Origin of the sequence: Paenibacillus sp. MAHUQ-63, from assembly GCF_028765165.1 — a bacterium.
Classification (GTDB): Bacteria; Bacillota; Bacilli; order Paenibacillales; family NBRC-103111; genus Paenibacillus_E.
Genome location: NZ_JARADB010000004.1, coordinates 74,052 through 85,590 on the forward strand (window position 1 = coordinate 74,052; position 11,539 = coordinate 85,590).

10 protein-coding genes and 1 riboswitch are annotated in these 11,539 nt (G+C 53.6%); of the genes, 8 read left to right on the top strand and 2 right to left on the bottom strand.

Translation table 11 applies throughout. From position 1 onward, the window contains the following. The first annotated feature begins 7 nt into the window (after window positions 1-7). From PUT07_RS23480 to PUT07_RS23505, 6 genes are all read left to right on the top strand, one after another. Window positions 8-1,291: a dihydroorotase gene (locus PUT07_RS23480; RefSeq protein WP_274471036.1), complete on the top strand. Its 1,284-nt coding sequence runs from the start codon at window positions 8-10 to the stop codon at window positions 1,289-1,291. Window positions 1,292-1,443: 152 nt separating this feature from the next. Beyond that, window positions 1,444-2,616 carry a glutamine-hydrolyzing carbamoyl-phosphate synthase small subunit gene (carA, locus tag PUT07_RS23485; protein WP_274471039.1) on the top strand — a complete coding sequence of 391 codons (1,173 nt, stop codon included), beginning with the start codon at window positions 1,444-1,446 and terminating at the stop codon, window positions 2,614-2,616. After that, a complete protein-coding gene (carB, locus tag PUT07_RS23490; protein WP_274471040.1) occupies window positions 2,603-5,812 on the top strand; it encodes a carbamoyl-phosphate synthase large subunit in 3,210 nt (1,069 codons plus the stop codon). The genes carA and carB overlap by 14 nt, the downstream gene beginning before the upstream one ends. A gap of 55 nt (window positions 5,813-5,867) precedes the next feature. Beyond that, entirely contained in the window at window positions 5,868-6,557 is a 690-nt protein-coding gene (pyrF, locus tag PUT07_RS23495) for an orotidine-5'-phosphate decarboxylase (RefSeq protein WP_274471656.1), read from the top strand. Between the two features lie 42 nt (window positions 6,558-6,599). Continuing rightward, complete coding sequence (gene pyrE / locus PUT07_RS23500; protein WP_274471041.1) at window positions 6,600-7,244, top strand: orotate phosphoribosyltransferase; 645 nt, start codon at window positions 6,600-6,602, stop codon at window positions 7,242-7,244. 91 nt (window positions 7,245-7,335) lie between these two features. Beyond that, a riboswitch (cyclic di-GMP riboswitch) is annotated at window positions 7,336-7,422 on the top strand. Between the two features lie 22 nt (window positions 7,423-7,444). Beyond that, complete coding sequence (locus PUT07_RS23505) at window positions 7,445-7,648, top strand: putative motility protein (RefSeq protein ID WP_274471042.1); 204 nt, start codon at window positions 7,445-7,447, stop codon at window positions 7,646-7,648. Window positions 7,649-8,655: 1,007 nt separating this feature from the next. Here PUT07_RS23505 and PUT07_RS23510 read toward each other — a convergent pair. Next, window positions 8,656-9,534: a LysR family transcriptional regulator gene (locus tag PUT07_RS23510; RefSeq protein WP_274471043.1), complete on the bottom strand. Its 879-nt coding sequence runs from the start codon at window positions 9,532-9,534 to the stop codon at window positions 8,656-8,658. 123 nt (window positions 9,535-9,657) lie between these two features. Here PUT07_RS23510 and dapA point away from each other — a divergent pair, with 123 nt between their 5' ends. After that, window positions 9,658-10,533 carry a 4-hydroxy-tetrahydrodipicolinate synthase gene (gene dapA / locus PUT07_RS23515; RefSeq protein ID WP_274471045.1) on the top strand — a complete coding sequence of 292 codons (876 nt, stop codon included), beginning with the start codon at window positions 9,658-9,660 and terminating at the stop codon, window positions 10,531-10,533. 18 nt (window positions 10,534-10,551) lie between these two features. Next, window positions 10,552-10,941 (top strand): RidA family protein, encoded by a 390-nt coding sequence (locus PUT07_RS23520; protein WP_274471046.1) that lies wholly within the window; start codon window positions 10,552-10,554, stop codon window positions 10,939-10,941. 78 nt (window positions 10,942-11,019) lie between these two features. Here the strand turns inward: PUT07_RS23520 and PUT07_RS23525 are convergent, their stop codons facing one another. After that, on the bottom strand, window positions 11,020-11,526 hold the full coding sequence (locus tag PUT07_RS23525; protein WP_274471047.1) for a GNAT family N-acetyltransferase: 507 nt from the start codon (window positions 11,524-11,526) through the stop codon (window positions 11,020-11,022). Between the last annotated feature and the right edge of the window lie 13 nt (window positions 11,527-11,539).

Sequence of the window (11,539 nt, forward strand, 5' to 3'; positions counted from 1 at the left end):
CACCACAATGGGCATTTGGATTCTAAACGGACTTACCGTTGATGCAAATAACGTACAGGCCACAAAACACATTCTAGTTGAGAACGATAAAATCGCACAGGTTCTGGATGCTGCCGAAGTTGCGGCGCCGCAAACCGAAGGCCATGAAGTGATCGATGCGGCAGGCAAATTGGTAGCTCCGGGCTTCATCGATATGCATGTCCATTTGCGGGAGCCTGGCTTCGAACATAAAGAAAATATCGCGACGGGGACTCGCTCCGCGGCAAGAGGCGGTTTCACGACAATCGCCTGCATGCCGAATACGAGACCGGTAATCGATACGGTTGATACAGTGAATTACATATTGGATAAAGCGGCCACAGAAGGCGTGATCCGCGTACTGCCTTACGGCACGATCACGAAGAACGAGCTGGGCCGGGAATTGACGGACTTCGCCGCCCTGAAAGAAGCGGGCGTCATCGGCTACACGGATGACGGCGTCGGCGTACAAAGTGCGCAAATGATGAAGGATGCGATGGCGCTGGCTGCATCGATCGGCATGCCGATCATCGCGCACTGCGAGGATGATACGCTTGTCGTCGGAGCGCCGGTAACGGAAGGCTCCTTCTCCAAGAAGCATGGCTTGAAGGGGATCCCGAACGAGTCGGAGGCGATTCATGTTGGCCGCGACGTGCTGCTTGCGGAAGCGACGGGCGTTCATTACCATGTATGCCACGTCTCCACAGAGCAATCGGTGCGTCTGATCCGTCACGCGAAGCAGTTCGGAATTAAAGTGACCGCCGAGGTATGTCCGCACCATCTGGTGCTCTCGGACGAAGATATTCCAGGACTGGACGCGAACTGGAAGATGAACCCGCCGCTGCGCACGCCGCGCGATGTGCAAGCGGTCATCGAAGGACTGGAAGACGGCACGATCGACATCATCGTTACGGACCATGCCCCGCATTCGGAAGAAGAGAAGGCCAAAGGCATGATGCTTGCGCCATTCGGCATTCTCGGCTTCGAGACGGCTTTCTCCTTGCTGTACACGCAATTCGTGCTGACAGGCAAGTGGACGCTCGGATTCCTCGTTGACCGCATGACGAAGAAGCCGGCTGACGTATTCGGACTTCCATACGGAACTTTGGAGGTTGGCAGCGTTGCGGACATCACGATCGTCGATTTGGAGACGGAGCAAGAGGTTCGGAAAGAAGAGATCGTATCCCGCAGCAAAAATACGCCGTTCATCGGTTGGAAGCTGAAAGGCTGGCCGGTTGTCACGATCGCTTCGGGCAAGATCGTTTATTCATAAAATCGGCAAATCCAGTCTCTATACGGCGAGTGAATTTTCGTGTATATTTATACAAAAAGATAATTTTTTATGCAGTGCAAGTCTACAAATTGAGGACATGACACCTGCGGTTCGTGAGAATCGTTTGACAATAGTGAAGGAGCTGAACATACATGCAGGCAAGATTGTTGCTGGAAGACGGTACGCTTTTTACAGGAAAATCGTTCGGTAGTGAAGGAGAGTCCGTCGGCGAGGTCGTATTCAACACGGGGATTACAGGCTATCAGGAGGTTCTCTCGGATCCATCCTACTGCGGCCAAATCGTTACGATGACGTACCCGTTGGTGGGTAACTACGGTGTGATTCGGGACGATTTTGAATCCGTACGCCCATTCATTCATGGCTTCGTCGTGCGCGAGCATGAAGAAATCCCAAGTAACTGGAGAGCGCAATATACGCTGGGCTCCTTGCTGAAAGAATACGGCATCGTAGGTATCTCCGGGATTGACACGCGGATGCTGACTCGCAAAATCCGCCACCACGGCGTCATGAAAAGCTTGCTGACGACTTCCAATAAATCCGTTGCGGAATTGACGGAAATTTTGCGCGGCACGCCGCTTATGACAGACCAAGTTAGCCGCGTATCCACCAAAAGCGTGTACGGCGCGCCTGGACATAAAGAGCGCATCGTGCTCGTCGATTTCGGCGCGAAAAGCGGTATTATCCGCGATCTGAGCAAACGCGACTGCGACGTCGTCGTTGTGCCTCAAGATGCGACTGCGGAGCAAATCCGCCGCTTGGCACCGGACGGCGTGCTGCTGTCCAACGGCCCTGGGGATCCGAAAGACGTGCCTCACGCAGTTGAGATGATCAAAGGCCTGCTTGGAGACATCCCGTTGTTCGGGATTTGCTTGGGTCACCAGCTGTTCGCACTTGCTTGCGGCGCTGACACCGACAAATTGAAGTTCGGCCACCGCGGCGGCAATCACCCTGTGAAAGAACTGGCTACGGGCCGCTGCTACATTACCTCTCAGAACCATGGTTACACGGTGAAGGAAGAGTCCATCGTGGGTACCGAACTGGAAGTCACCCACATCAATAATAACGACCGTACCATCGAAGGCTTGAAACATAAGAAATTCCCTGCGTTCTCGGTTCAATACCATCCGGAAGCCGCGCCTGGACCTTTTGATTCCAGCTACTTGTTCGATGAATTCGTCGAGCTGATTCGTCAGCACAAACGCGATAACCCGCAGCAGCCGCGCCAAGCGCAAATGCTCGCTCAGTGGAAAGCGTCCACGGCAACGACATCTGTGAAGGAGGAACTGCTTTATGCCAAAAAATAATACACTCAAAAAGATCCTCGTTATCGGTTCCGGTCCGATCGTCATCGGGCAAGCCGCCGAATTCGACTACGCGGGAACACAAGCTTGCCAAGCATTGAAAGAAGAAGGCATGGAAGTCATCCTGATCAACTCCAACCCGGCGACGATCATGACGGACACGAACATGGCCGACAAAGTATATATCGAACCGATCACTCTTGAATTCGTTACACAAATCATTCGCCAAGAACGTCCTGACGGCTTGCTGCCGACACTAGGCGGTCAAACGGGTCTGAACATGGCTGTTGAGCTAGCGCGTGCAGGCGTGCTTGAAGCGGAGAACGTGAAGCTGCTGGGAACGCAGCTTACCGCGATCGAGAAAGCGGAAGACCGCGACCTGTTCAGAGATTTGATGAGAGAATTAGAACAGCCTGTGCCGGATAGCGTTATCGTCACGACGGTTGCTCAAGCGGTTGAATTCGCTAACGAAATCGGCTTCCCTATTATCGTTCGCCCGGCTTACACGCTCGGCGGTACTGGCGGCGGTATTTGTAACACTATGGAAGAGCTGACGGAAATCGTCGCTTCCGGACTTCGCTACAGCCCGATCGGACAATGTCTCGTTGAGCGCAGCATCGCCGGCATGAAAGAAGTCGAGTATGAGGTTATGCGTGACGCGAACGACAACTGTATCGTCGTGTGTAATATGGAGAACTTTGACCCGGTTGGCGTACATACGGGCGACAGTATCGTTGTAGCGCCGAGCCAAACGTTGTCGGACCGCGAGTATCAAATGCTGCGTTCCGCCTCCTTGAAAATCATTCGCGCCTTGAACATCGAAGGCGGTTGTAACGTACAATATGCGCTTGATCCGCACAGCTTCCAATACTATGTCATCGAGGTTAACCCGCGTGTAAGCCGCTCCTCGGCGCTTGCCTCCAAAGCGACGGGCTATCCGATTGCCAAAATGGCGGCTAAAATTGCCATCGGCTACACATTGGACGAAATCATGAATCCGGTAACCGGTCAAACGTATGCATGCTTCGAGCCTGCGCTTGATTATATCGTTTCGAAAATTCCGCGCTGGCCGTTCGATAAGTTTACAGCGGCTAACCGCAAGCTTGGTACACAAATGAAAGCGACTGGAGAAGTCATGGCGATCGGCCGTACGTTCGAAGAGTCCATTCATAAAGCGGTTCGTTCGTTGGAGATCGGCGTTCACCGTCTCTTCCTGAAAGAAACGGATCAGCTGGATAAAGAGACATTGGAACTGCGTCTGCAAAAGCCGGACGACGAGCGCCTGTTCTTGCTGGCTGAAGCGTACCGCAGAGGTTATACGGTAGAGCAGCTCCAGAGCTTGACGAAGATCGACTGGTGGTTCCTGAATAAGCTAGACGGCCTCATCAAGTTCGAGAAAGAGATTGCGGCTGGCGAACTGACTGCAGAACTGATCTTCGAGATTAAACGCAAAGGCTTTACAGACCGCGCCGTTGCCGAAATCCGCACACTTGCCGGATGCTCCAGCTTCATTAATGAAGCGGATGTCAGAGCGTTCCGTTTGAAACATAACATTAAGCCGGTTTACAAAATGGTTGATACTTGCGCAGCCGAATTCGAAGCTTCGACGCCGTACTACTACTCCACGTATGAGCAAGAAGATGAAGTAACGGAAACGACCAAAGAGAAAGTCGTCGTGCTCGGGTCCGGCCCGATCCGGATCGGACAAGGGATTGAATTCGACTATTCCACGGTGCACGCGGTATGGGCGATTCAGGCGGCAGGCTACGAAGCCGTTATTATCAACAACAACCCTGAAACTGTATCTACGGACTTCAACACATCCGACCGCTTGTATTTCGAGCCGCTCTTCTTCGAAGATGTGATGAACGTGATCGAACGCGAGAATCCGATTGGGGTTATCGTTCAGTTCGGCGGACAAACGGCGATTAACCTGGCAGCTCCGCTGGCCAAAGCCGGTGTTCGCATTCTGGGATCCGATCTGGAGAGCATCGATACGGCCGAGGATCGCAAGAAATTCGAAGCGCTGCTCAGCAAGCTGTCCATCGCTCAACCACCGGGCGGAACGGTAACATCGGTGAACGATGCTGTCGGAACAGCGGCCAAATTCGGCTATCCGGTTATCGTTCGTCCATCGTACGTCCTTGGCGGACGCGCAATGGAAATCGTCTACTCCGACCAAGAACTGCTTAGCTACATGGAGTATGCGGTCAAAATCAACCCGGAGCATCCGGTCCTCATTGACCGTTACATGCTGGGCAAAGAGGTAGAGGTTGACGCGATCTGTGACAAAGAAACCGTGCTGATTCCGGGCATCATGGAGCACGTTGAGCGTGCAGGGGTTCACTCCGGCGACTCCATCGCCGTCTACCCGCCGCAATCGATCTCCGATGCGATCAAAGCGCAAATCGTTGAAATCACAACGAAAATCGGTCTTGAACTGAACGTTGTGGGCTTGGTCAACATTCAGTTCGTTATTCATAACGATCAAGTGTACGTGATCGAGGTTAACCCGCGTTCTTCCCGTACAGTGCCGTTCTTGAGCAAAGTTACGAACATTCCGATGGCGAATGTGGCGACTCGCGTCATTATGGGGCAAAAGCTTGCCGACATGGGCTACCAAAGCGGTCTATGGCCGGAAGACAGCTATGTGTCGGTGAAAGTGCCGGTATTCTCCTTCGCGAAGCTGCGCCGCGTCGATACGACGCTTGGACCGGAAATGAAGTCGACGGGCGAGGTTATGGGCCGCGATACGAATTTCGCCAAGGCGCTCTACAAAGGTTTGATCGGTGCAGGCATGAAAATTCCTGCTGCAGGTTCCGTCGTCGTGACTGTGGCTGACAAAGATAAAGAAGAAGCGATTGAGATTCTCAAAGGCTTCTACCGTCTTGGGTACAAAATTATCGCAACGGGCGGTACGGCGACAGCGATTCAAGAAGCTGGCCTGCCGGTAACCACGGTGCACAAGCTGAGCGAAGGTTCGCCGAACATTCTGGATCTGATCCGCAGCGGAGAAGCCCAGTTCGTCGTGAACACATTGACTAAAGGCAAAACGCCTGAACGCGACGGCTTCCGTATTCGCCGTGAAGCGGTGGAAAACGGTGTGGTATGTATGACATCGCTTGATACGGTAAGAGCGCTTGTGAATATGCTCGAAGCGATCAACTTCTCCTCCCGTGCAATGCCAGTACATGTCTAAGGAAGAGGTGACGGACTTGACAGTATTAACGCGTACGGATGTCGCCGGCCGTATCATGGTCGCGCTGGACTATGCGAATGCGGCAAGCGCCGAAGGGCTGCTCAAGCAGCTCGAGGGCATTCCTTGCTACGTGAAGGTGGGCATGCAGCTGTTCTATGCTGCAGGTCCCGGCTTCGTCTCCTCCCTGAAAGAGCGCGGCTATAAGGTGTTCCTGGACGTGAAGATGCATGACATCCCGAACACGGTCAAGGGCGGGGCGGAGAGCGTCACGCGCCTCGGTGTGGATCTGTTCAATGTCCATGCCGCCGGTGGCCAGGACATGATGGCTGCCGCCTTGGAAGGTGTGGACAAGGGGCTTGCCTCAGGCGCCGAACGCCCGATCGTTATCGGCGTGACACAGCTGACCAGCACGTCGCAGCAGGTGCTGAACGAAGAGATCGGCCTGACCGGAACGGTCGAGCAGGCCGTCCTTCGCTATGCCCGCCTGGCGCAAGCCGCGGGGCTGCAAGGCGTCGTCGCGTCACCGCTTGAGGTGACGGCGATCAAGGCGGCGTGCGGCGGCGCATTCGTCACCGTGACGCCGGGCATCCGTCCTGCGGGAGCGGATGTAGGCGACCAGTCGCGCATCATGACGCCTCCCGAGGCGTTCGCGCAGGGCACGGACTACGTCGTGATCGGGAGACCGATCAGAGGCGCGGCAGATCCTAGAGCGGCGTTGGAATCGATTATCGATTCCGTCTTGTAGCGTCTTGTAGCACCTATCAAAGGAAGGAACGGTGGAAGTCTCATGAGTCAACAGCTTGAAACGATTGCGAAGCATGTGGCAGCTTCACTTTTAGATATCGGTGCGGTTGCGTTAAGACCGCAGCAGCCTTTTACTTGGACATCGGGCTTGAAATCTCCGATCTACTGCGATAACCGTCTGACGATGTCGCACCCTGCGATCCGCGAGGCGATTGCCGACGGTTTCGTCAGCCTGATTCAAGAGAAATTCCCGGATGCTGAAGTCGTTGCCGGCACGGCAACGGCAGGCATTCCTCATGCGGCTTGGGTGGCTCAGAAGCTGGGTCTGCCGATGATCTACATTCGCGACAAAGCGAAAGGCCACGGTAAAGAAAATCTGATCGAAGGCTCTGTGAAGCCGGGTCAGAAGGTTATCGTGATCGAAGATCTGATCTCGACAGGCGGCAGCTCTTTGAAAGCAGCCCTTGCTGTCAAAGAAGCCGGCGCCGCTGCGCTTGGCGTACTTGCGATTTTCTCTTATCAGCTGGATAAAGCAACGGATGCGTTTCAAGCGGCGGACATGCCGCTGCACACCCTCTCGAACTACTCCACATTGCTGGAAGTGGCGCTGGAGAAGGGGGCTATTCAGGAAGCGGATATGGCCTTGCTTCGTTCCTGGAGAGCGAATCCGGCCGAGTACGGCGTATAGGACTGAGCAGTCGATTCGTTGGTGTAGTCGAAGATTGACGAATCGTGCGGTATGAGCCTATACTGGTATTGTGCCAGGTGCAAACCTAACATCTGCGAACCGGCAAATGGCGCGAAAGCGGCAGACGCAAAGCTACAGGGGCTAACCGGCTTCGGCCGTATGCCAGCCAGCTACCGAACGATGAGGGGAGGAGCACGCGAATGAATATCAGCAGCAGCGTCTTCAACGCGATTAGCGGCGGAGATGCCTTGAAGCAAGCTGTTGGCATCCAACTGCTTAGCAAAATGAACGATATGCAGACTGCAGCAGTCAGTACGATGGTACAGGATTTTACCAAGTCCCAGCAGCTGGTTACCGCTTCAGCGGCGCCGCATTTGGGTGGCAACATCGACATCCGCATATAGATGGTTGAAAAGAAAGAAGCCCTACCTTTACGAGAAGGAGGGCTTCTTTTATTTGTGCAGCAGCGTCTTGGCGCAGCTGCGCAAGCAAGCTGTGCACCGGTTGGTTCATAGCGGTGCTTATGCCGGCTGCCGGCTAGCTCCGGCAAATACCCTCCGGGGTGGTTAAACATGCCGCCTCGCCGCTGCACGGTTAACCATGACGATGCAACAAACGGCCGATGGCTACCCGTCGAAGATACGACGACACACCTTACGCCGGCCAACAACGAAATAACAACGAAGCAACCACGAGTCAATAACTACCGCCGATGTCCCGCCGATCCCAGACGAGCTTAACTGGAAATTATCCCGTTAATTTCATCATTGGAGAGGGTAATATGTAAATAAAGGGAATTACTCCCTTTAATATCTGTTCTTCTCCATCAGGCCAGCGTTTTTGATGATAATTAACAGGAGAAATTCCAGTTACAACGAAGAAATTCAACGTATGCGCAGCAAATAACAGGAGAAATTCCAGTTACACTTCAACTTATAGGAGAAAGTACCGCCTAAGCCGGCACTGCATCACTCAGGTCGGTTGCCAACGGTGTTGTAACCATTCGAATGAGGAAATGGCGAGATGGAGGATGCATATCGTGTTCCGAGTGTGATTGTAAGCAGCTCCGGCTAATACCGACTAGTTTCAATAGCGTTCCGTCTAGCATCAAGTAGCACAAGTAGCTCCAATTAGTAGCATCTGGTTAGCACAATTATCACCATTTAGCATCAATTAGCGGCAAGTAGCGGCAAGTAGCATCATATACCACCAACCACCACCAGCCACCACCAACCAGCACCAACCCTCTCCGTGATACTGCCAATTCATCCCGCTATTGTTAGCTTCGGAAAGGGGAACACACGTATAAAGGGAACTATTTTTCAGCGGAAGCCTACGCTATTCTTGCCTCCCGCTGCTAGGCTCACCTCAGCGCGGCGCTCTATTCACGCTGTCCTTGAGCCGCTGAATCTCAGACACGCCCTGCCGTCAGTAAGCCGATAAATGCCTGTAACGGCTGGGACATCCATTTCTTGGGATGGAGCAGCAGCTGAATGTCTAGTGACAATTGCTCATGCGTAAAAGAGAGCGAAGCCAGCTTGCCCAGCTCCAGCTCGGTTTGCACGGCAATTCTCGGCAGCAGCGCGAGACCTAGACCGTTCATCACGCAATGCTTGATCGTTTCCAGGTTGCCGAGCTCGAAACCGATGTGCAGCGGCACGCCGTGCTCTTTGAGCAGCTTCTCGAACATCCCCCGGTAAATACAGCTTTCTTCCGTAACGATAAATTCCGTTTGCTGAAGGTCACTTAAGCGGACTTGGTCCAGTTGGGCGAAAGGATGCTGCGTGGGTGCAACGAGGACCAGCGGTTCCTCGCGGATTTTCGTACAGGTCAGCAGGGGATCGGCGGGATAGCGGTCAAGGAGCAGCCCGATATCGTAATCGCCTTCTTTGACTTTCGAGATGAGAGACGACTCCGTATCTGGGTAGAGCTGGATGTTGAGGTGGGGATACTTTTGTTTCAAAGCTTGCAGAAAAGGGGGCAGGAAGTATGCTGCGAGCGAATTGATCGTCCCGATTGTCAATGTTCCGGCCGCTTGGCTTGTCAGCATTTCATGGGATTGATCATACAAATCAAGCATTTGGGAAGCAAGCCTCAGCAGCGTTTCACCCGGTGCCGTCAGCCGCAGCTGGCGCCCATACCGCTCGAAGAGCGGAACGCCATACTCTCGCTCCAGCTTCTGGATCTGCATCGTTACGCTGGATTGTGCATAGCCGAGTTCTTCGCCGGCTTTGGTGAAGCTCTTTCTTCGGGCGACCTCTCGAAACGTTCGGAAATAGGTTAGATCCACCGGAGCCCCTCCGTTCATTATCAAAATTTTTGATGAGACTTATCATTTATTATAGCTAACTGTGATGTGATGTTCCATGCTAAAGTATGTTTACATCATATTTTTAACGGGGAGTGGGCGCATATGCTAAAAGAGCAAGATTTGCAAGGGATATATATTCCGATTATTACACCATTTGATGAGGATGAAGAGGTGGATGCCGCTTCCTTTTATAATCATGCCTATCAATTGTTTCAAGATGAAGTTAATGGAATTGTGGTGAATGGCACGACTGGGGAATCGCCGACAATATCCAATGAAGAATTAGGCATCCTGTTCGCTTCTGCCCAGGCAGCCAGAGAAGCTGCACATGTGCAGGTGCCGCTCGTCGTAGGTACGGGGACGAATGAGACGCGCGGGACGGTGCGGAAGACCGAAGCGGCCGGCAAGCTGGGAGCAGATGCTGCTTTGGTGGTTGTGCCGTATTACAACAAGCCGAGCCAGCAGGGGGTCATCGAGCATTTTCGCCAGGTTGCTAGTGTGGGGGTGCCGGTTATTCTGTATGAGGTCCCGCATCGGACTGGAATAACCTTGGAGCTGGATACGGTTCGAGCGATCTTGGAGCTTGACGGCGTCATTGGGATGAAAGACAGCACGCCTAACACACATTTGGTAACCGAGCTTACCCGACTGGGATCCAAACCTGTACTTTGCGGGGAAGACTCGCTGCTGTATCCTGCGCTGCAATCCGGAGCCAAAGGCGCGATGAGCGCATCCGCCAACGTTGAGACGGAGCGGTTTGTCTCCTTGTACCGTCATTTTGTATCCGGTGAGTATGAGGAGAGCCGCCAACTATTTGAACAATTGCTGCCACTCGTTCGGCTGCTTTTCCAAGAGCCCAATCCGGCTCCGCTGAAATGGCTGCTCGAACAACAAGGCGTCATCGAATCCGCGGCGCTTCGGCTGCCTCTCCTGCCGGTGTCGCAAAGCTTACGCGAGAAGTTAGCCGACTTTGTCTAGAAGGGGGAAGTAGGAAGTATGACACGCACAAGAGTATATACGGGCTCGCCTTGGGAACCGCTCGTCGGTTACTGCAGGGCGATTCGGGTAGGGAACCGCATTGAGGTTGCCGGTACGACAGCTATGAAAGACGGCGAGGTTGTCGGGGTTGGGAATCCGTATGAACAAGCGCGGTTCGTTCTGCAGACGATTGAACAGGCGCTTCGGGAGCTTGGCGCCGGCATGTCGGATGTTATCCGCACGCGCATGTATGTCACGGATATTGCCTTATGGGAGGAGTTCGGCCGGGCACACGGCGAATTTTTCCGGGAGGTTCAGCCTGCGGCTACGATGGTCGAGGTGAAAGCTTTGATTGACCCGAGGTTGATGATCGAGATTGAGGCTGAGGCTTTGATAAGCGAATCATAAGCAAAAAGCGCTTCCCGCATGGACGCCGACAAACGTCGACCTACAACTTGCGGAAAGCGCTTTTTGTTGTGAACAAGTTTAACCGACCCGTTTGCCGAGGATGATCAGATCGCGTTCGATCCCGTCCAGCTCGGCGATACCTGGCAGATGGGCCCAACTCTCGAAGCCGAACTTACGGAATAACGCCAGGCTCGGTTCATTGTGTCCGAATATAAATCCTAACAGCGTTTTGAGCCCAAGTCTAGGGCAAGCTTCAATAGCTCGCTCCATCAAATAGCGGCCGATGCCCTGTCCGCGGACGGACTCGTCGATATAAATGCTGACTTCCGCCGTGGCATTATAAGCCGGACGGCCATAGAACGATTGAAAGCTGAGCCACCCGCATATTCCGTTCTCATTCTCAAGCACCCATAGCGGTCTGAAATCCGCGGAATGCTCGTGAAACCAGTTTTCCCGGCTTCCCGCCGTCACCGGCTCCGTATCAGCGGTAACCATGCGTCCGGCGATCGTCGAATTATAAATGCGTACAATTTCCGCGAGGTCTTCCAAGCGCGCGTCGCGGAGCGTGAGCCGATCTGTGTTCATAGCGTTCAATCCA

Excerpts from the sequence above, each read along its gene's own strand:
- pyrE (WP_274471041.1), top strand. The coding sequence starts at position 6,600 with ATGAGTCAACAGCTTGAAACGATTGCGAAGCATGTGGCAGCTTCACTT.
- carA (WP_274471039.1), top strand. The coding sequence starts at position 1,444 with ATGCAGGCAAGATTGTTGCTGGAAGACGGTACGCTTTTTACAGGAAAA.
- carB (WP_274471040.1), top strand. The coding sequence starts at position 2,603 with ATGCCAAAAAATAATACACTCAAAAAGATCCTCGTTATCGGTTCCGGT.
- pyrF (WP_274471656.1), top strand. The coding sequence starts at position 5,868 with ATGGTCGCGCTGGACTATGCGAATGCGGCAAGCGCCGAAGGGCTGCTC.
- PUT07_RS23505 (WP_274471042.1), top strand. The coding sequence starts at position 7,445 with ATGAATATCAGCAGCAGCGTCTTCAACGCGATTAGCGGCGGAGATGCC.
- PUT07_RS23525 (WP_274471047.1), bottom strand. The coding sequence starts at position 11,526 with ATGAACACAGATCGGCTCACGCTCCGCGACGCGCGCTTGGAAGACCTC.
- dapA (WP_274471045.1), top strand. The coding sequence starts at position 9,658 with ATGCTAAAAGAGCAAGATTTGCAAGGGATATATATTCCGATTATTACA.
- PUT07_RS23480 (WP_274471036.1), top strand. The coding sequence starts at position 8 with ATGGGCATTTGGATTCTAAACGGACTTACCGTTGATGCAAATAACGTA.
- PUT07_RS23520 (WP_274471046.1), top strand. The coding sequence starts at position 10,552 with ATGACACGCACAAGAGTATATACGGGCTCGCCTTGGGAACCGCTCGTC.